Below are 19,909 nucleotides of genomic sequence, written 5' to 3' on the forward strand. Positions count from 1 at the left end.
GGCGACGCCCGCGGTCCTTCGAGCTTTCCACTCCCGTCACCGTGCGTCCATACGAGGGACGCCACGACCCCTGGACTCGGCCGCGACCGGGCCGTGACCCTGATGCCGCGAGGCCGTGACACGGGGCTGTGGGTGCCCGCCCGTCGCACACACGCGCGCGTGACTACGATGGGCCAGCCGGTGGTCAGCAGGGGCCGCGCGGCGACACCGACCCTCGGGAAGGCCATGCTGAACAAGTACGCGCGTGCATTCTTCACGCGTGTCCTCACACCGTTCGCCGCGTTTCTGATCCGGCGGGGCGTCAGCCCCGACACGGTCACGCTCATCGGCACCGCCGGTGTGGTCGCGGGAGCGCTGGTCTTCTACCCCCGTGGCGAGTTCTTCTGGGGCACGGTCGTGATCACGCTGTTCGTGTTCTCCGACCTCGTCGACGGCAACATGGCCCGCCAGCTGGGCCGCTCCAGCCGCTGGGGAGCCTTCCTGGACTCCACGCTCGACCGGGTCGCCGACGGCGCCATCTTCGGCGGCTTCGCCCTCTGGTACGCCGGCCACGGGAACGACAACGTCCTGTGCGCCGTCTCGATCTTCTGCCTGGCCAGCGGCCAGGTGGTGTCGTACACCAAGGCCCGTGGTGAATCGATCGGCCTGCCGGTCGCCGTCAACGGCCTCGTCGAGCGCGCCGAGCGGCTGGTGGTCTCGCTGGTCGCGGCCGGGCTGGCGGGACTGCACAAGTTCGGCGTACCGGGCATCCAGTACCTGCTGCCGGCCGCCCTGTGGATCGTCGCCGTCGGCAGCCTGGTCACCCTGATCCAGCGGGTCGTCACGGTCCGGCGGGAGTCGGCCGAGGCGGAGGCCGCCGCGGCCGCGGAGGACGAGGGACACGAGGCCCGGGGGAGCGAGGCCGCGAAGTGAGCCCCCAGGAGCGTCTGACCGACGCGCTGTACGGTCTCGGCTGGAGCACCGTCAAGAAGCTCCCCGAGCCGGCCGCCGTGCGCCTGGGGCGGTCCCTCGCCGACCTCGCCTGGAAGCGGCGCGGCAAGGGTGTGCGGCGGCTGGAGGCCAACTACGCGCGCGTGGTGCCCGACGCCGGCCCCGAGCGCCTCGCCGAGCTCTCGCGCGCGGGCATGCGGTCCTACCTGCGCTACTGGATGGAGTCCTTCCGTCTGCCGGTGTGGAGCGAGGAGCGGATCAAGAGCGGCTTCGACCCCAAGGACCTCCACCACCTGACCGACGGCATCGCCTCCGGACGGGGCGTCGTCCTCGCACTGCCCCACATGGCCAACTGGGACCTCGCCGGCGCCTGGGTCACCACCGCGCTCCGGACGCCGTTCACGACGGTCGCCGAGCGCCTGAGGCCCGAGACCCTCTACGACCGTTTCGTCGCCTACCGCGAGGGCCTCGGCATGGAGGTCCTGCCGCACAGCGGCGGCACCGCCTTCGGCACCCTGGCCAGACGGCTGCGCGACGGCGGACTGGTCTGCCTGGTCGCCGAGCGGGACCTGTCCGCCTCGGGCGTCCCGGTGACCTTCTTCGGCGACACGGCGACGATGCCCGCGGGGCCCGCCCTGCTCGCCCAGCAGACCGGCGCGCTCCTGCTCCCCGTCACGCTCTGGTACGACGACTCGCCCGTCATGCGGGGCCGCGTCCATCCCCCGGTCGAGGTACCCGGGACAGGTACGCGGGCCGAGAAGACGTCTGTCATGACACAGGCCCTGGCAGACGTCTTCGCCTCGGGCATCGCCGACCATCCGGAGGACTGGCACATGCTGCAGCGGTTGTGGCGCGCGGATCTCGACCCGGCGCGTTCCGCTCACGGGGGGACCGCGTGAGGATCGGCATCGTCTGCCCGTACTCCTGGGACGTGCCGGGTGGCGTCCAGTTCCACATCCGCGACCTCGCCGAGTACTTCGTCCGGCTCGGCCACGAGGTGTCCGTCCTCGCCCCGGCGGACGACGACACCCCGCTGCCGCCCTACGTCGTCTCGGCCGGCCGCGCGGTCCCGGTGCCGTACAACGGCTCGGTGGCCCGTCTCAACTTCGGCTTCCTGAGCGCGGCGCGGGTACGCCGCTGGCTGCACGACGGCGCGTTCGACGTCGTCCACATCCACGAGCCCACCTCGCCCTCCCTCGGCCTGCTGACCTGCTGGGCGGCGCAGGGACCCATCGTGGCCACCTTCCACACCTCCAACCCCCGTTCGCGCGCGATGATCGCCGCGTACTCGATCCTCCAGGCCGCGCTGGAGAAGATCAGCGCGCGGATCGCGGTGAGCGAGTACGCCCGCCGCACCCTGGTCGAGCACCTCGGCGGCGACGCGGTCGTCATCCCCAACGGCGTCGACGTGGAGTTCTTCGCCAAGGCCGAGCCCAGGGCCGAGTGGCAGGGTGACACGATCGGCTTCGTCGGCCGCATCGACGAGCCCCGCAAGGGCCTGCCCGTGCTGGTGAAGGCCCTGCCGAGGATCTTCGCCGAGCGCCCGAACGCCCGCCTGCTGGTCGCGGGCCGAGGCGACGAGGAAGAGGCGGTGGCCGACCTTCCCGGGGAACTGCGTGCGCGCGTGGAGTTCCTCGGCATGGTCAGCGACGAGGACAAGGCCCGCTTCCTGCGCAGCGTCGACCTGTACGTCGCCCCCAACACCGGTGGCGAGAGCTTCGGCATCATCCTCGTCGAGGCCATGTCGGCGGGCGCCCCCGTCCTCGCCTCCGACCTGGACGCCTTCGCCCAGGTCCTCGACCAGGGCGCGGCGGGCGAACTCTTCGCCAACGAGGACGCCGACGCGCTGGCCGAGGCGGCCGTAAGGCTCCTGGGCGATCCCGCACGGCGGGCCGAACTGCGCGAGCGCGGCAGCGCCCATGTGCGTCGCTTCGACTGGTCGACCGTCGGCGCGGACATCCTGTCGGTGTACGAGACGGTGACGGCCGGCGCGGCGGCGGTGGCCGCGGCCGACGACGACCGGTGGGTCTCGGGGCTGCGGGCCCGGCTGGGGTTGGCGCGGGACTGACCGGAGGGGCGGTGCGGGGCCGATCCGGCGCGGCGTGGGCCGACGGACCGGACCGACCGGCTCCCCGGGGCGATGGGGCGTCCCGATAGCCTTGCTGCCCGTGACCGCAACCCTGATCTGGGCCCTCGTCGTCCTCGTCGCGATCGGCCTGTACCTGAGCTGGACGGCGGGGCGGCTGGACCGCCTGCACGCCCGGATCGACGCCACCCGCGCCGCGCTGGACGCCCAGCTGCTGCGCCGGGCGTCCGTGGCCCAGGAACTGGCCACCTCGGGCGTGCTGGATCCGGCCGCCTCGATCGTGCTGTACGAGGCCGCACACGCCGCCCGGCAGGCCGAGGAGGAGCAGCGGGAGGTCGCCGAGAGCGAGCTCAGCCAGGCGCTGCGGGCGATCTTCTCGGAGCCGGCACAGCTGGACGTGGTCCGTGCGGCGCCCGGCGGAGAGGCCGCGGCGCACGAGCTGACCGAGGCCGTCCGCCGAGTTCCCATGGCCCGGCGCTTCCACAACGACGCCGTGGGCGCGGCCCGCCGGCTGCGCGAGCACCGCAAGGTCCGCTGGTTCCGGCTGGCCGGCCACGCCCCGTTCCCGATGGCCTTCGAGATGGACGACGAGCCCCCGGCCACCCTGTCCGACCGCGCGGCCTGAGGCCGCCCGCCCGGCCCCCGGGGCGGAAAAGGATCCACCGGCTTGCCATTGGCCCTTGCTGTGGACTGGTCCACTCACGTTTCCTCGGTGGTTGCAGAAACCCCTCTTCCACTCCAGTGAGGTCAACCCGTGTCCATCACCGAGAACCAGGCTCCCGAGACCGGCACCGCACGCGTGAAGCGCGGCATGGCCGAGCAGCTCAAGGGCGGCGTGATCATGGACGTCGTCACGCCGGAGCAGGCGAAGATCGCCGAGGACGCGGGGGCCGTCGCCGTCATGGCCCTGGAGCGGGTCCCGGCCGACATCCGCAAGGACGGCGGCGTGGCCCGGATGTCCGACCCCGACATGATCGAGGGCATCATCGAGGCGGTCTCCATCCCGGTGATGGCCAAGTCCCGCATCGGCCACTTCGTCGAGGCCCAGGTGCTGCAGTCCCTCGGCGTCGACTACATCGACGAGTCCGAGGTCCTCACCCCGGCCGACGAGGTCAACCACTCCGACAAGTGGGCCTTCACCACCCCCTTCGTCTGTGGCGCCACCAACCTGGGCGAGGCACTGCGCCGCATCGCCGAGGGCGCCGCGATGATCCGCTCCAAGGGCGAGGCCGGCACCGGCAACGTCGTCGAGGCCGTGCGCCACCTGCGCCAGATCAAGAACGAGATCGCCAGGCTGCGCGGCTACGACAACCACGAGCTGTACGCCGCCGCCAAGGAGCTGCGCGCCCCGTACGAGCTGGTCAAGGAGGTCGCCGAACTCGGCAAGCTCCCCGTGGTGCTGTTCTCCGCCGGTGGTGTCGCGACCCCGGCCGACGCCGCGCTGATGCGCCAGCTCGGCGCCGAGGGCGTCTTCGTCGGCTCCGGCATCTTCAAGTCCGGCGACCCGGCCAAGCGCGCCGCCGCCATCGTCAAGGCCACCACCTTCTACGACGACCCGAAGATCATCGCGGACGCGTCCCGCAACCTCGGCGAGGCCATGGTCGGCATCAACTGCGACACCCTCCCCGAGACCGAGCGCTACGCCAACCGCGGCTGGTAAGGATCACTGGTAGCCACCCCATGAACACTCCTGTCATAGGCGTCCTGGCCCTCCAGGGCGACGTACGGGAGCACCTCATCGCCCTGGCCGCGGCCGACGCCGTGGCCAGGCCGGTGCGGCGCCCCGAGGAACTCGCCGAGGTGGACGGCCTCGTCATCCCCGGCGGCGAGTCCACGACCATCTCCAAGCTGGCCGTCCTCTTCGACGTGATGGAGCCCCTCCGCGCGCGGGTGCGGAACGGCATGCCCGTCTACGGCACCTGCGCCGGCCTGATCATGCTCGCCGACAAGATCCTCGACCCGCGCTCGGGCCAGGAGACGATCGGCGGCATCGACATGATCGTGCGGCGCAACGCCTTCGGGCGGCAGAACGAGTCCTTCGAGGCGGCCGTGGACGTCACGGGCGTCGAGGGCGATCCTGTGGAGGGCGTCTTCATCCGCGCTCCCTGGGTGGAGTCCGTGGGCGCCGAGACCGAGGTGCTCGCCGAGCACGACGGCCACATCGTCGCCGTCCGCCAGGGCAACGCGCTCGCCACGTCGTTCCACCCGGAACTGACCGGCGACCACCGCGTGCACGCGCTGTTCGTCGACATGGTGCGCGCGAACCGGGCGCCGGAGTCCTTGTAGGATCTCTGGCGTTCGTTATGTGGATGGTTACGCGAAGGAGACAGGCAGATGTCCGGCCACTCTAAATGGGCTACGACGAAGCACAAGAAGGCCGTGATCGACGCCAAGCGCGGCAAGCTCTTCGCGAAGCTGATCAAGAACATCGAGGTCGCGGCGCGCATGGGCGGCGTGGATCTGGAAGGCAACCCGACGCTGTACGACGCCGTACAGAAGGCCAAGAAGCAGTCGGTGCCGAACAAGAACATCGACTCCGCGATCAAGCGCGGCGGCGGTCTCGAGGCCGGCGGTGCCGACTACGAGACGATCATGTACGAGGGCTACGGCCCGAACGGCGTCGCGGTGCTCATCGAGTGCCTCACCGACAACCGCAACCGCGCGGCCTCCGACGTCCGTGTCGCCATGACCCGCAACGGCGGCTCGATGGCCGACCCGGGCTCGGTGTCGTACCTCTTCAACCGCAAGGGCGTCGTCATCGTCCCCAAGGGCGAGCTGAGCGAGGACGACGTCCTCGGCGCCGTCCTGGACGCCGGCGCCGAGGAGGTCAACGACCTCGGTGAGTCCTTCGAGGTGCTCAGCGAGGCCACCGACCTGGTCGCGGTCCGCACCGCCCTCCAGGAAGCCGGCATCGACTACGACTCCGCCGAGGCCAACTTCGTCCCGACCATGCAGGTCGAGCTGGACGAGGAGGGCGCCAGGAAGATCTTCAAGCTGATCGACGCGCTCGAGGACAGCGACGACGTCCAGAACGTCTTCGCCAACTTCGACGTCAGCGACGAGGTCATGGAGAAGGTCGACGCGTAACGCTGCCGCGAGCCCAGCGGATTCGGCGGGCCGGTGGGACACGTCCTACCGGCCCGCCGCCGTTGTCAGCGGCAGCGGATAGCCTGGCGACATCCAGAGATCACCGTCCAAGGGGAGGGGGCGCGCGTGCGCGTACTGGGGGTGGACCCCGGACTGACGCGGTGCGGTGTCGGCGTCGTCGAGGGGGTCGCGGGGCGGCCGCTCACCATGATCGGCGTCGGTGTCGTACGCACGCCCGCCGACGCGGAGCTGGGCCACCGCCTCCTCGCCATCGAGCAGGGCATCGAACAGTGGCTGGACGAGCACCGGCCCGAATACGTCGCCGTGGAGCGGGTGTTCAGCCAGCACAACGTCCGGACCGTCATGGGCACCGCCCAGGCCAGCGCCGTCGCCATGCTGTGCGCCGCCCGCCGCGGCATCCCCGTCGCCCTGCACACCCCCAGCGAGGTCAAGGCAGCCGTCACCGGCAGCGGCCGCGCCGACAAGGCGCAGGTCGGCGCCATGGTCACACGCCTGCTCCGGCTGGCCGCACCGCCCAAGCCCGCCGACGCCGCCGACGCCCTCGCCCTCGCCATCTGCCACATCTGGCGCGCCCCCGCGCAGAACCGACTCCAGCAGGCCGTCGCCCTGCACGCGGCCACAGCACCGACGAAAGGCCGTACGGCATGATCGCCTTCGTGAGCGGACCGGTCGCCGCCCTCGCCCCCGGCTCCGCGGTGGTGGAGGTGGGCGGCATCGGCATCGCCGTCCAGTGCACGCCGAACACCCTCGCGGGCCTGCGGATGGGCCAGCCGACCAAGCTGGCAACCTCCCTGGTCGTCCGCGAGGACTCCCTGACCCTGTACGGCTTCGTGGACGACGACGAGCGCCAGGTCTTCGAGCTGCTCCAGACCGCGAGCGGGGTCGGACCGCGCCTCGCGCAGGCCATGCTGGCCGTGCACACCCCGGACGCCCTGCGCCGCGCCGTGTCCACCGGCGACGAGAAGGCGCTGATCGCGGTCCCCGGCATCGGCAAGCGGGGTGCCCAGAAGCTCCTGCTGGAACTGAAGGATCGGCTCGGCGAGCCCGTCGGCGCCCCCGCGATCGGAGCCCCGGTCACCCAGGGCTGGCGCGATCAGCTGCACGCCGCCCTGATCGGCCTGGGCTACGCCACCCGCGAGGCCGACGAGGCCGTGGTGGCCGTGACCCCACAGGCCGAGGCCGCCGAGGGCACCCCGCAGGTGGGGCAGCTCCTCAGGGCCGCCCTGCAGACCCTCAACCGCGCCCGCTGACCCCCCACCCCCCGAGGCACATCAATGAACTGGGACGACACGACCGACGGCGGCTCCGAACGGCTGGTGGGCCCTGTCGCCGACCGTGAGGACCAGGCCGTCGAGGCCGCCCTGCGCCCCAAGGACCTGGGCGAGTTCATCGGCCAGGAGAAGGTCCGCGAACAGCTCGACCTCGTCCTGCGCGCCGCACGCGCGCGCGGGGCGACCGCCGACCACGTGCTGCTCTCCGGCGCCCCCGGCCTCGGCAAGACCACCCTCTCGATGATCATCGCGGCCGAGATGGGCGCCCCCATCCGCATCACCTCGGGACCCGCGATCCAGCACGCCGGCGACCTCGCGGCGATCCTGTCCTCCCTCCAGGAGGGCGAGGTCCTCTTCCTCGACGAGATCCACCGCATGTCCCGGCCCGCCGAGGAGATGCTGTACATGGCGATGGAGGACTTCCGCGTCGACGTCATCGTCGGCAAGGGCCCCGGCGCCACCGCCATCCCCCTCGAACTGCCGCCCTTCACCCTGGTCGGCGCCACCACCCGTGCGGGCCTGCTGCCGCCCCCGCTGCGCGACCGCTTCGGCTTCACCGCGCACATGGAGTTCTACGAGCCCGCCGAACTGCGGCGCGTGATCCACCGCTCGGCGAACCTCCTCGACGTCGAGATCGACACCGACGGCGCCGCCGAGATCGCCGGCCGCTCCCGCGGCACCCCCCGCATCGCCAACCGCCTGCTGCGCCGCGTCCGCGACTACGCCCAGGTCAAGGCCGACGGCGTGATCACCCGCGACATCGCCTCGGCGGCCCTCGCCGTCTACGAGGTGGACGCCCGCGGGCTCGACCGTCTCGACCGCGCGGTCCTTCAGGCCCTGCTGAAGCTCTTCGGCGGCGGCCCGGTCGGCCTGTCCACCCTCGCCGTCGCGGTGGGGGAGGAACGCGAGACAGTGGAAGAGGTGGCCGAGCCGTTCCTCGTGCGCGAGGGGTTGCTCGCCCGCACCCCGCGCGGACGCGTTGCCACCCCGGCCGCCTGGACGCACCTCGGCCTCACCCCGCCGCGCACCGTGGCGGGAAACGGACAGCAGGACCTGTTCGGGACCTGAGCGGTTCATCGGCGGGGGCAATGGCGAGGCCAGGAACCCAGGTGCCATGCTGAGCGTTGTTCCATGCACGCGGACTCGCTTAGACTCCGCCGATGCCGCCCTTGTCGGCGGCACAACCAACCCCCATCCATCAGGCCGCTCGAACCAACGCGGTCGCTTGAAGGAAGTTCCGACCCGTGAGTCCTGTGACCCTCCTCCCGTTCATCGTGCTCATCGGGGCCATGTTCCTGATGACCCGGTCGGCCAAGAAGAAGCAGCAACAGGCCGCCGACATGCGGAACCAGATGCAGCCCGGCAGTGGCGTCCGCACCATCGGGGGCATGTACGCGACGGTCAAGGAGGTCAGTGACGACACGGTCCTCCTCGACGCCGGTCCGGGCGTGGAACTGCTCTTCGCCAAGAACTCCATCGGTGCCGTCCTGACCGACGACGAGTACAACCGCATCGTCCACGGCATCGAGCACGACCTGAAGTCCGACTCCGCCGTCGTCCCGGACGACGCCTCCTCCCTCACCGACTCCGCCGACGTCGACGAGACCGCCGACGAAGCTGCCGCCGCCTCCGACGAGAAGTCCGTCGACCTCGGCAAGAAGGACCAGCCCGTCGAGACCGAGGAGCAGGCCGCCGCGCCCGAGGACCGGCAGGCCGAGGCCGACGAGGAGCCGAAGAAGACCGACGGCGACTCCGACGCGAAGAAGTAGTCACGTCCCCGGGGCACACGGGTAACCCCCGTGCGTCCCGGGGCGTGCGCATCTCGCAGCGGATCCCGACCAATGTCATGGCCGCCGCCGCGCTGACCCGGCGCGAGGCGGCCCGAGAGGGAGTACAAGAAGGTGGCAGCACCTAAGAAGGGCCGGAGCGCGAGCGCCCAGAGCAAGCCAGGGCGCTCGCTGGCCCTGATCCTGATCGCCATCGTGGGGCTCACGGGGGGCATGTTCGCCTCCGGGCACACGACCCCGCGTCTCGGCATCGACCTTGCCGGCGGAACCAGCATCACGCTGGAGGCGAAGGCCGACCAAGGGTCCGCGATCAACAAGGCCAACATGGACACCGCGGTCGAGATCATGAACCGCCGTGTCAACGGCCTGGGCGTCTCCGAGGCGGAGGTGCAGACCCAGGGCGACCGCAACATCATCGTGAACATCCCCAAGGGCACCAACTCCAAGGAAGCCCGGGACCAGGTCGGCACCACCGCCAAGCTGTACTTCCGCCCGGTCCTGGCCCAGGAGGCCACCGGCTCCGCCGCCACCGCCTCGCCGAGCCCGTCGGCCAGCGGCTCCTCCAGCGCCTCGCCGAGTTCGTCGGCGAGCCCTTCGTCCAGCGCCTCCGGCTCCACCGGCGAGGAGGCGACCTCCACGTCGTCCCCGTCGCCCACCGCCACCTCGCAGGGCCGCTCCGTCACCGACGCGCTGAAGGCCGACTCCACGCCGTCGTCGTCCGCCAGCGGCAGCGCCAAGGCCTCCGCCAGCCCCTCGGCCACCGCGAGCACCGGCGCCGAGGCCGAGGCCGCCGCGCTCCAGGCCAAGTACGCGGCGCTGGACTGCTCCAAGCAGTCCGTCCGCACCAAGGCCGGCGAGGGCGTCAAGCCCGGCGACTCGACCGTCGCCTGCGGTGAGATCGACAAGGTCTGGTACAAGTACCTGCTCGGCCCGGCCGCCGTCGACGGCACCGACGTCGACAAGGCCCAGGCGGTCTACGACACGCAGACCGCCGCCGGCTGGCAGGTCACCATGGAGTTCAACTCCAAGGGCCGGAAGAAGTTCGCCGACGTCACGGCCCAGCTGGCGCAGAACACCGAGCCGCAGAACGAGTTCGCCATCGTTCTCGACGGCGATGTCGTCTCCAGCCCGTTCGTGCGGGAGTCCATCACCGGCGGCAACGCCCAGATCTCCGGCAGCTTCACGCAGGACGAGGCACAGAACCTCGCCAACATGCTGTCGTACGGCGCGCTCCCGCTCTCCTTCAAGGAGCAGAGCGTGACCACGGTGACCGCCGCGCTCGGCGGTGACCAACTGCACGCCGGTCTGCTGGCCGGCGCCATCGGCCTCGCCCTGGTCGTGATCTACCTGGTCGCCTACTACCGCGGCCTGTCGATGATCGCGATCGCCTCGCTGCTGGTCTCCGGCGCCCTCACCTACGTGCTCATGTCGCTGCTCGGCCCGGCGATCGGCTTCGCGCTGAACCTGCCGGCCGTCTGCGGTGCCATCGTCGCCATCGGTATCACCGCGGACTCGTTCATCGTGTACTTCGAACGCATCCGGGACGAGATCCGCGAGGGCCGCACCCTGCGCCCCGCCGTCGAGCGGGCCTGGCCGCGTGCCCGGCGCACCATCCTCGTCTCCGACTTCGTGTCGTTCCTCGCCGCGGCGGTGCTGTTCATCGTCACCGTCGGCAAGGTCCAGGGCTTCGCGTTCACGCTGGGTCTGACCACCGTCCTCGACGTCGTCGTGGTCTTCTTCTTCACCAAGCCGCTGATGACGCTGCTGGCCCGCCGGAAGTTCTTCGCGGACGGCCACAAGTGGTCCGGGCTCGACCCGAAGAGCCTGGGCGCCAAGCCCCCGCTGCGCCGCACCCGCCGTCCCTCCGGTCTTGCCGCCGGCCCTGTCGACACGAAGGAGGCGTGAGCAATGTCGAAACTCGGCAACCTCGGCGCCCGACTGCACCGTGGCGAGGTCAGCTACGACTTCATCGGCCACCGCAAGCTCTGGTACGGCATCTCGGTCCTGATCACCATCACGGCCATCCTGGGCCTGGCGGTGCGCGGCCTGAACATGGGCATCGACTTCCAGGGCGGTGCCGTCTTCACCACCGAGAAGACCGGCGTCTCCGTCTCCCAGGCCGAGGACTACGCGGAGGAGGCCTCCGGCCACCAGGCGGTCGTGCAGAAGCTCGGCAACGGCACGCTGCGCATCCAGATCGCCGGCATGGACACCCAGCAGTCCGACGACATCAAGACCGAACTCGCCAAGGACTTCAAGGTCGACCCGGAGACCATCGCCGCCGACCTCGTCGGGCCCAGCTGGGGTGACCAGATCGCCGACAAGGCCTGGCAGGGTCTGGCGATCTTCATGATCCTGGTCGTGATCTATCTGGCGATCGCCTTCGAGTGGCGCATGGCCATCGCGGCGCTCGTCGCCCTGATCCACGACATCACCATCACCGTCGGCATCTACGCCCTCGTCGGCTTCGAGGTCACGCCCGGCACGGTGATCGGTCTGCTGACGATCCTCGGTTACTCGCTGTACGACACGGTCGTCGTCTTCGACTCCCTCAAGGAACAGACGAAGGACCTCACCAAGCAGACCCGCTTCACCTACAGCGAGGTCGCCAACCGCTCGATCAACGGCACCCTGGTCCGCTCCATCAACACCACGGTGGTCGCGCTGCTGCCGGTGGCGGGCCTGCTGTTCATCGGCGGCGGCGTCCTCGGCGCGGGCACGCTCAACGACATCTCGCTGTCGCTGTTCGTCGGCCTCGCGGCGGGCGCCTACTCCTCGATCTTCATCGCCACGCCGCTCGTCGCCGACCTCAAGGAGCGCGAGCCGCAGATGAAGGCCCTGAAGAAGCGCGTCCTCGCCAAGCGTGCCCAGGCGGCTCAGGACGAGGAGTTCGTGCGTACGCCCGAGGGCGACCCCGAGGACGCCACCCCGGCCGTCGTCGGACCCCGCGACCAGTCCGGTCCGCGCAGCCGTCGCCGTCCTTCCGGGAAGCGCCGATGACCGACGTCGAGGAGTTGCTGCTCAGCCGCATCCGCGATGTGGCCGACTACCCGGAGCCGGGGGTGATGTTCAAGGACATCACCCCGCTCCTGGCGGACCCGGCGGCGTTCACCGCGCTCACCGACGCCTTCGCCGAGATCGCGGAGCGCACCGGCGCCACCAAGATCGTCGGCCTGGAGGCCCGGGGCTTCATCCTGGGCGCCCCGGTCGCCGTCCGCGCCGGCCTCGGCTTCGTCCCCGTACGCAAGGCGGGCAAACTCCCCGGAGCCACCCTCGCCCAGGCCTACGACCTGGAGTACGGCTCCGCGGAGATCGAGGTGCACGCCGAGGACCTCAGCGCCGAGGACCGGATCCTGATAGTCGACGACGTGCTCGCCACCGGCGGTACCGCCGAGGCCGCGATCCAGCTCATCCACCGCGCGGGCGCCGAGGTCGCGGGCGTCGCCGTCCTGATGGAGCTGAGCTTCCTGGACGGCCGCCCCCGCCTGGAGGCGGCGCTCGGCCGGGCCCCGCTGGACGCACTGCTGACCGTCTGAAAACCGCCGTACGGCAAAGGGGCGGGCCCGGAGGAATCCGGCGCCCGTCCCTTGCGTTTCTCCGGTAGACGGCCCTCACATCGGCCTGAAGGCGATCCTGGAGCCCAGGATCGCTACGATGGGTGCTCCGGAGCCTGACCGGGGACCCGGATCGCGCACGAGGAGCCCTCTTGCCAGACGAGGCCCAGCACCTGACCGCCGCCAAGCCCGAGTCCGCCTCGGCGCCCGCGGCCGAGCCTGCGCAGCCCGACGCCCGCGGGCCGGTCGAGCACGACCGTTCCGCGCCCGCCGACAAGCCGGCCGAGCAGACGCGCCCCAAGCCGGCCCCGCCCGAGCGCCCGGCCGCGGCGCAGCCGCCCGCCCGGTCCGGCTCCTCCAACCGCGTCCGTGCCCGCCTCGCCCGCCTGGGCGTCCAGCGCGCCAACCCCTACAACCCGGTCCTGGAGCCGCTGCTGCGGATAGTGCGCAGCAACGACCCCAAGACCGAGACGACGACCCTGCGCCAGATCGAGAAGGCCTACCAGGTCGCCGAGCGCTGGCACCGCGGCCAGAAGCGCAAGAGCGGCGACCCGTACATCACCCACCCGCTCGCGGTGACCACGATCCTCGCCGAACTCGGCATGGACCCGGCGACCCTCATGGCGGGCCTCCTGCACGACACCGTCGAGGACACCGAGTACGGTCTGGACGACCTGCGCCGCGACTTCGGCGATGTCGTGGCCCTGCTCGTCGACGGTGTCACCAAGCTGGACAAGGTCAAGTTCGGCGAGGCGGCGCAGGCCGAGACCGTCCGCAAGATGGTCGTGGCCATGGCCAAGGACCCCCGTGTCCTGGTCATCAAGCTCGCCGACCGCCTGCACAACATGCGCACCATGCGCTACCTCAAGCGCGAGAAGCAGGAGAAGAAGGCGCGCGAGACCCTCGAGATCTACGCGCCGCTCGCCCACCGCCTCGGCATGAACACCATCAAGTGGGAGCTGGAGGACCTCGCGTTCGCGATCCTCTACCCCAAGATGTACGACGAGATCGTACGGCTGGTGGCCGAGCGGGCACCGAAGCGTGACGAGTACCTGGCCATAGTGACCGACGAGGTCCAGTCCGACCTGCGAGCCGCCCGTATCAAGGCGACCGTCACCGGCCGCCCGAAGCACTACTACAGCGTCTACCAGAAGATGATCGTCCGTGGCCGTGACTTCGCGGAGATCTACGACCTGGTGGGCATCCGCGTGCTGGTGGACACCGTCCGCGACTGCTACGCGGCCCTGGGCACCGTCCACGCCCGCTGGAACCCGGTTCCGGGGCGGTTCAAGGACTACATCGCGATGCCCAAGTTCAACATGTACCAGTCGCTGCACACGACGGTCATCGGCCCGAACGGCAAGCCGGTCGAACTGCAGATCCGCACGTTCGACATGCACCGCCGCGCCGAGTACGGCATCGCCGCGCACTGGAAGTACAAGCAGGAGGCCGTCGCCGGCGCCTCCAAGGTGCGCACCGACGTGCCCAAGGCGGGCAAGGGCAAGGACGACCACCTCAACGACATGGCGTGGCTGAGGCAGCTCCTGGACTGGCAGAAGGAGACCGAGGACCCCAGCGAGTTCCTGGAATCCCTGCGCTTCGACCTGTCCCGCAACGAGGTCTTCGTCTTCACCCCCAAGGGCGACGTCATAGCGCTGCCCGCGGGCGCCACCCCGGTGGACTTCGCGTACGCCGTCCACACCGAGGTCGGCCACCGCACCATAGGAGCGCGGGTCAACGGCAGACTCGTACCGCTCGAATCGACACTGGACAACGGCGACCTGGTGGAGGTCTTCACCTCCAAGGCGGCCGGCGCCGGTCCCTCCCGCGACTGGCTGGGCTTCGTCAAGTCGCCGCGGGCCCGCAACAAGATCCGCGCCTGGTTCTCCAAGGAGCGCCGCGACGAGGCGATCGAGCAGGGCAAGGACGCCATCGCGCGGGCGATGCGCAAGCAGAACCTGCCGATCCAGCGCATCCTCACCGGCGACTCGCTGGTCACCCTGGCGCACGAGATGCGCTACCCGGACATCTCCTCGCTGTACGCGGCGATCGGCGAGGGCCATGTGGCCGCGCAGAACGTCGTTCAGAAGCTGGTGCAGGCGCTCGGCGGCGAGGAGGCGGCCACCGAGGAGATCGACGAGGCGGTCCCGCCGTCCCGCACCCGCGGCCGCAAGCGGCGCAGCAACCAGGACCCGGGTGTGGTGGTCAAGGGCGTCGACGACGTCTGGGTCAAGCTCGCCCGTTGCTGTACGCCCGTTCCGGGCGACCCGATCATCGGGTTCGTCACCCGCGGTAGTGGCGTATCGGTTCACCGCAGCGACTGCGTCAACGTGGAGTCACTGTCCCGTGAGCCGGAGCGCATCCTCGACGTCGAGTGGGCGCCCACGCAGTCCTCGGTCTTCCTGGTCGCCATCCAGGTCGAGGCCCTGGACCGCTCGCGGCTGCTGTCGGACGTCACCCGCGTCCTGTCCGACCAGCACGTCAACATCCTCTCCGCGGCCGTCCAGACCTCCCGCGACCGGGTCGCGACCTCCCGCTTCACCTTCGAGATGGGCGACCCGAAGCACCTGGGCCATGTGCTGAAGGCCGTACGAGGCGTGGAGGGCGTGTACGACGTCTATCGCGTGACGTCGGCCCGTCGGCCGTAAACCGCGCCCCAGGCACGCGAGAGGCCCCCGTACACCGCGTACGGGGGCCTCTTCGACGCCTGGCGTCAGACGGTGATCAGCCGCCGAACTCCTGCAGACCCTTCAGCGCCTGGTCCAGCAGGGCCTGGCGGCCCTCCAGCTCCCGCTCCAGCTTGTCGGCGCGGGCGGAGTTGCCCTGGGCGCGGGCCTGGTCGATCTGCGCCTTCAGCTTGTCCACCGCGGCCTGCAGCTGACCGGTCAGGCCCTCGGCACGCGCGCGTGCCTCCGGGTTCGTGCGGCGCCACTCGGCCTCCTCGGCCTCCTGGAGCGCCCGCTCCACGGTGTGCATCCGGCCCTCGACCTTCGGCCGGGCGTCCCTCGGCACGTGGCCGATGGCCTCCCAGCGCTCGTTGATCGAGCGGAACGCGGCACGCGCCGCCTTCAGGTCATCGATCGGCAGAAGCTTCTCGGCCTCCTCGGCCAGCTCCTCCTTGAGCTTCAGGTTCTCGGACTGCTCGGCGTCCCGCTCGGCGAACACCGAGCTGCGCGCGGCGAAGAAGACGTCCTGGGCGCCGCGGAAGCGGTTCCACAGGTCGTCCTCGTGCTCGCGCTGGGCGCGGCCGGCGGCCTTCCAGTCGGCCATCAGCTCGCGGTAGCGGGCGGCCGTCGGACCCCAGTCCGTCGAACCCGACAGCGCCTCGGCCTCGGCGACCAGGCGCTCCTTCGTCCGGCGGGCCTCCTCGCGCTGCGCGTCCAGCTGCGCGAAGTGGGCCTTGCGGCGCTTGGAGAACGCCGAGCGCGCGTGCGAGAACCGGTGCCACAGCTCGTCGTCCGACTTGCGGTCCAGGCGCGGCAGACCCTTCCAGGTGTCCACCAGGGCCCGCAGCCGCTCACCGGCCGCCCGCCACTGGTCGGACTGCGCCAGCTGCTCCGCCTCGGTGACCAGGTCCTCCTTGGCCTTGCGGGCCTCGTCGGACTGCTTGGCCCGCTGCTGCTTGCGCTCCTCGCGACGCGACTCCACCGTCTGCACCAGCTTGTCCAGCCGGGCCCGCAGCGCGTCCAGGTCGCCGACCGCGTGGTGCGCGTCGACCTGCTCGCGGATGTGGTCGATGGCGACCTGCGCGTCCTTCGCCGACAGGTCGGTGGTCTGCACTCGCTTCTCGAGGAGGCCGATCTCGACAACCAGGCCCTCGTACTTGCGCTCGAAGTAGGCCAATGCCTCCTCGGGGGAGCCGGCCTGCCAGGAACCGACGACCTGCTCGCCGTCGGCCGTACGCACGTACACGGTCCCCGTCTCGTCGACGCGGCCCCACGGGTCGCTGCTCACAGCGCCTCCTCCACATGATGCCTCCGAGGGGCTTCGGCGCCCCTGGGCATCGTCCACAGTTTCGTCACGGCCAACATAGGCGACCAGCGGGGCGCCTGTCCGCATCCAGCGCGACCGAATTACGCTGCCCACCGCCCGGATGTCAGGACTTCGTGACCGTCGCCTTGTTGATCACGACCGTCGCGTTCGGGGCGCCGTCACCGGCCCCGGTGTTCTCGCCCGCGGAGGCGATCTTCTTCAGGACCTTCATGCCCGCGGCCGACACCGTACCGAACGGGGTGTAGCTGGGCGGGAGCTGACTGTCCTGGTAGACGAGGAAGAACTGGCTGCCTCCGGAGTGCGCCTGCCCCGTGTTGGCCATCGCGACCGTGCCCGCCGGGTAGGTGTTGCTCTTGAGGCTCTTGTCCTTCAGATTCTCGTCCGGAATGGTGTAGCCGGGACCACCGCTGCCGCTGCCCGTCGGGTCGCCGCACTGCAGCACGTAGATGCCGTTCGTGGTCAGCCGGTGGCACTTCGTGTGGTCGAAGTAGCCCTTGCCCGCCAGGAAGTCGAACGAGTTGACGGTGTGCGGCGCCGCGGCCGTCTTGAGCGCTATGTCGATGTCACCGCACGTCGTCGCCAGCTTCATCGTGTAGTCGGCCGACTTGTCGATGGTGATCGCCGGCTCCTTCTTCCAGCTCAGCTTCTTGACCGAGCCGGCGGCGGCCTTCTCGCACGGGTCCTTCACGGCGCTGGGCGACGCCTGCGGGGACGCCTCCGCACTCGCGTTCGCCTTGTCGTCCTTGTCGTCCTTGAGGACGCCCGTGGTGTAGAGCGTCAGGCTGCCCACCAGGATCACGCCGAGCACCGACGCGATCACCGAGTTGCGCACGCGCGCCTTGCGCCGCGCGGCCGTGCGGCGCTGCTGCTGCCGCAAGAACTTCTCCCGGGCGAGCTGACGCTTGCGCTGTTCCTGGGTGACCACCGGGTTCTCTCCTCGTGCGTCTCGTAATGCCGACCGCTTGCATGTGCCCCGTACCGTATATGGGTTCGCTGAGGAATCGGCAGCGCCGGTAGTCTCTGACAGCGGCGGTCGCCGCTTGTAAACCGCCCGTATCGACACAACGAAGGACGATCGTGCTCATTGCCGGGTTCCCCGCCGGGGCCTGGGGGACGAACTGTTATCTCGTCGCCCCCGCCGCCGGTGAGGAGTGCGTGATCATCGACCCGGGCCACCAGGCGGCCCCCGGAGTCGAGGAAGCACTGAAGAAGCATCGGCTCAAGCCCGTCGCCGTCGTCCTCACCCACGGCCACATCGACCATGTCGCCTCGGTCGTCCCGGTGTGCGGCGCGCACGACGTACCGGCCTGGATCCACCCCGGGGACCGGTACATGATGAGCGACCCCGAGAAGGCGCTCGGCCGGTCCATCGGGATGCCGCTGATGGGCGAACTGACCGTGGGGGAGCCGGACGACGTCCGCGAGCTGACCGACGGCGTCACTCTCGGCCTGGCGGGTCTGGAGTTCTCCGTCGCGCACGCGCCGGGCCATACCAAGGGGTCGGTGACCTTCCGGATGCCCGAGACGACCGAGATCCCCCCGGTCTTCTTCTCCGGGGATCTGCTGTTCGCCGGCTCCATCGGACGCACCGACCTGCCCGGCGGTGACATGGCCGAGATGCTCGACTCGCTGGCCCGCGTGTGCCTGCCGCTCGAGGACTCGACCGTGGTGCTGTCCGGCCACGGCCCCCAGACGACCATCGGCCAGGAGCGCGCCACCAACCCGTATCTGCGGCAGGTGGCCGCCGGCGGCCAGGGAGCGTCCCAGGCTCCCCGACGAGGAATGTGACGAGAGACCTTCCGTGAGCACCTTCAGGGCCCCCAAGGGCACGTACGACCTTCTGCCGCCCGACTCCGCGACGTACCTCGCCGTCCGTGAGGCGATCGCCGCGCCGCTGCGCAGCTCCGGCTACGGCTACATCGAGACGCCCGGCTTCGAGAGCGTTGAGCTCTTCGCGCGCGGTGTCGGTGAGTCCACCGACATCGTGACCAAGGAGATGTACGCCTTCGAGACCAAGGGCGGCGACCGGCTCGCCCTGCGCCCCGAGGGCACCGCCTCCGTGCTGCGCGCGGCACTGGAGGCCAATCTGCACAAGGCGGGCAACCTGCCGGTCAAGCTCTGGTACTCCGGCTCGTACTACCGCTACGAGCGCCCCCAGAAGGGCCGCTACCGCCACTTCTCCCAGGTCGGCGCCGAGGCGATCGGCGCCGAGGACCCGGCGCTGGACGCCGAGCTGATCATCCTGGCCGACCAGGCGTACCGCTCGCTCGGTCTGCGGAACTTCCGCATCCTGCTGAACAGCCTGGGCGACAAGGAGTGCCGTCCGGTCTACCGGGCCGCCCTCCAGGACTTCCTGCGCGGCCTGGACCTGGACGAGGACACGCTGCGCCGCGCGGAGATCAACCCGCTCCGCGTCCTGGACGACAAGCGCGAGTCGGTCCAGAAGCAGCTCGGCGACGCCCCGCTGCTGCGCGACTACCTCTGCGACGCCTGCAAGGCGTACCACGAGGAGGTCCGCGAGCTGATCACCGCGGCGGGCGTCGCCTTCGAGGACGACCCGAAGCTGGTCCGCGGCCTGGACTACTACACCCGTACGACCTTCGAGTTCGTCCACGACGGTCTGGGCTCCCAGTCGGCGGTGGGCGGCGGCGGGCGCTACGACGGCCTCTCCGAGATGATCGGCGGCCCCGCGCTGCCGTCCGTCGGCTGGGCGCTGGGCGTCGACCGCACGGTCCTCGCCCTGGAGGCGGAGGGTGTCGAGCTCGACCTCCGGTCCTCGACCTCCGTCTACGCGGTCCCGCTCGGCGAGGAGGCCCGCAGGCTGCTCTTCGCCAAGGTCACGGAGCTGCGCAAGCTCGGTGTCGCGGCCGACTTCGCCTACGGCGCGAAGGGGCTGAAGGGCGCGATGAAGAACGCCAACCGCAGCGGCGCCCGCTACACGATCGTCGCCGGCGAACGCGACCTCGCCGAGGGTGTCGTCCAGCTCAAGGACATGGACTCCGGCGAGCAGGCGGCGATCGGCGTGAACGAGATCGTGGCCGAGCTGGAGTCCCGGCTCGGCTAGCACGCGAGGCTCGTGCAGCACGCGACGAAGGCGCCGGGTCGTCCCCCCGGCGCCTTCTCCGTAGTGGATCACGTGTTTCCACGGAGGCGCCCCGGGCCGCGGCGCGCCAAGGTCAT

19 protein-coding genes are annotated in these 19,909 nt (G+C 70.6%); 17 read left to right on the forward strand and 2 right to left on the reverse strand.

Annotated elements, in window-relative coordinates:
• The first annotated feature begins 168 nt into the window (after positions 1-168).
• The 15 genes from pgsA (at position 169) to ACIBVL_RS28050 (ending at position 15,384) form a co-directional block, all read left to right on the forward strand.
• Positions 169-912 carry a phosphatidylinositol phosphate synthase gene (gene pgsA / locus ACIBVL_RS27980; protein ID WP_399101257.1) on the forward strand — a complete coding sequence of 248 codons (744 nt, stop codon included), beginning with the start codon at positions 169-171 and terminating at the stop codon, positions 910-912.
• Positions 909-1,829, forward strand: a complete 921-nt coding sequence (locus ACIBVL_RS27985) for a phosphatidylinositol mannoside acyltransferase (RefSeq protein ID WP_399101039.1) — start codon at positions 909-911, stop codon at positions 1,827-1,829. The genes pgsA and ACIBVL_RS27985 overlap by 4 nt, the downstream gene beginning before the upstream one ends.
• Complete coding sequence (locus ACIBVL_RS27990) at positions 1,826-2,998, forward strand: glycosyltransferase family 4 protein (RefSeq protein WP_399101041.1); 1,173 nt, start codon at positions 1,826-1,828, stop codon at positions 2,996-2,998. Before ACIBVL_RS27985 ends, ACIBVL_RS27990 begins: the two co-directional genes overlap by 4 nt.
• A 100-nt stretch (positions 2,999-3,098) precedes the next feature.
• Positions 3,099-3,641, forward strand: coding sequence for a hypothetical protein (locus tag ACIBVL_RS27995; protein ID WP_399101043.1), 543 nt, complete (start codon positions 3,099-3,101; stop codon positions 3,639-3,641).
• 129 nt (positions 3,642-3,770) lie between these two features.
• Positions 3,771-4,676 (forward strand): pyridoxal 5'-phosphate synthase lyase subunit PdxS, encoded by a 906-nt coding sequence (pdxS, locus tag ACIBVL_RS28000; RefSeq protein ID WP_399101045.1) that lies wholly within the window; start codon positions 3,771-3,773, stop codon positions 4,674-4,676.
• Between the two features lie 20 nt (positions 4,677-4,696).
• Entirely contained in the window at positions 4,697-5,302 is a 606-nt protein-coding gene (gene pdxT / locus ACIBVL_RS28005) for a pyridoxal 5'-phosphate synthase glutaminase subunit PdxT (protein WP_399101047.1), read from the forward strand.
• A 48-nt stretch (positions 5,303-5,350) separates the two neighbouring features.
• Entirely contained in the window at positions 5,351-6,103 is a 753-nt protein-coding gene (locus ACIBVL_RS28010; protein WP_399101049.1) for a YebC/PmpR family DNA-binding transcriptional regulator, read from the forward strand.
• Positions 6,104-6,229: 126 nt separating this feature from the next.
• On the forward strand, positions 6,230-6,772 hold the full coding sequence (ruvC, locus tag ACIBVL_RS28015) for a crossover junction endodeoxyribonuclease RuvC (RefSeq protein ID WP_399101051.1): 543 nt from the start codon (positions 6,230-6,232) through the stop codon (positions 6,770-6,772).
• Positions 6,769-7,374 (forward strand): Holliday junction branch migration protein RuvA, encoded by a 606-nt coding sequence (gene ruvA, locus ACIBVL_RS28020; protein ID WP_399101053.1) that lies wholly within the window; start codon positions 6,769-6,771, stop codon positions 7,372-7,374. Before ruvC ends, ruvA begins: the two co-directional genes overlap by 4 nt.
• A 24-nt stretch (positions 7,375-7,398) precedes the next feature.
• Positions 7,399-8,463 (forward strand): Holliday junction branch migration DNA helicase RuvB, encoded by a 1,065-nt coding sequence (gene ruvB, locus ACIBVL_RS28025; protein WP_399101055.1) that lies wholly within the window; start codon positions 7,399-7,401, stop codon positions 8,461-8,463.
• 176 nt (positions 8,464-8,639) lie between these two features.
• Positions 8,640-9,164 carry a preprotein translocase subunit YajC gene (gene yajC, locus ACIBVL_RS28030; RefSeq protein WP_399101057.1) on the forward strand — a complete coding sequence of 175 codons (525 nt, stop codon included), beginning with the start codon at positions 8,640-8,642 and terminating at the stop codon, positions 9,162-9,164.
• Between the two features lie 132 nt (positions 9,165-9,296).
• Entirely contained in the window at positions 9,297-11,087 is a 1,791-nt protein-coding gene (secD, locus tag ACIBVL_RS28035; protein WP_399101059.1) for a protein translocase subunit SecD, read from the forward strand.
• A 3-nt stretch (positions 11,088-11,090) separates the two neighbouring features.
• The gene (secF, locus tag ACIBVL_RS28040) at positions 11,091-12,182 is read left to right on the forward strand and encodes a protein translocase subunit SecF (protein WP_399101061.1); all 1,092 of its coding nucleotides are present in this window, start codon (positions 11,091-11,093) and stop codon (positions 12,180-12,182) included.
• Entirely contained in the window at positions 12,179-12,718 is a 540-nt protein-coding gene (locus ACIBVL_RS28045) for an adenine phosphoribosyltransferase (RefSeq protein WP_399101063.1), read from the forward strand. The genes secF and ACIBVL_RS28045 overlap by 4 nt, the downstream gene beginning before the upstream one ends.
• 170 nt (positions 12,719-12,888) lie before the next feature.
• Positions 12,889-15,384 carry a RelA/SpoT family protein gene (locus ACIBVL_RS28050; protein ID WP_399101065.1) on the forward strand — a complete coding sequence of 832 codons (2,496 nt, stop codon included), beginning with the start codon at positions 12,889-12,891 and terminating at the stop codon, positions 15,382-15,384.
• 76 nt (positions 15,385-15,460) lie between these two features.
• Here the strand turns inward: ACIBVL_RS28050 and ACIBVL_RS28055 are convergent, their stop codons facing one another.
• A complete protein-coding gene (locus ACIBVL_RS28055) occupies positions 15,461-16,690 on the reverse strand; it encodes a DUF349 domain-containing protein (RefSeq protein ID WP_399101067.1) in 1,230 nt (409 codons plus the stop codon).
• Between the two features lie 142 nt (positions 16,691-16,832).
• Positions 16,833-17,654, reverse strand: coding sequence for a peptidylprolyl isomerase (locus ACIBVL_RS28060; protein ID WP_399101069.1), 822 nt, complete (start codon positions 17,652-17,654; stop codon positions 16,833-16,835).
• Between the two features lie 152 nt (positions 17,655-17,806).
• On the opposite strand from ACIBVL_RS28060, the gene ACIBVL_RS28065 reads away from it, so the two are divergent.
• Positions 17,807-18,517, forward strand: a complete 711-nt coding sequence (locus ACIBVL_RS28065; RefSeq protein WP_399101071.1) for an MBL fold metallo-hydrolase — start codon at positions 17,807-17,809, stop codon at positions 18,515-18,517.
• 13 nt (positions 18,518-18,530) lie between these two features.
• Positions 18,531-19,793 (forward strand): histidine--tRNA ligase, encoded by a 1,263-nt coding sequence (gene hisS / locus ACIBVL_RS28070; RefSeq protein WP_399101073.1) that lies wholly within the window; start codon positions 18,531-18,533, stop codon positions 19,791-19,793.
• Positions 19,794-19,909 lie beyond the last annotated feature (116 nt).

Origin of the sequence: Streptomyces sp. NPDC049687, from assembly GCF_044465285.1 — a bacterium.
In the GTDB taxonomy this organism is placed as follows: domain Bacteria; phylum Actinomycetota; class Actinomycetes; order Streptomycetales; family Streptomycetaceae; genus Streptomyces.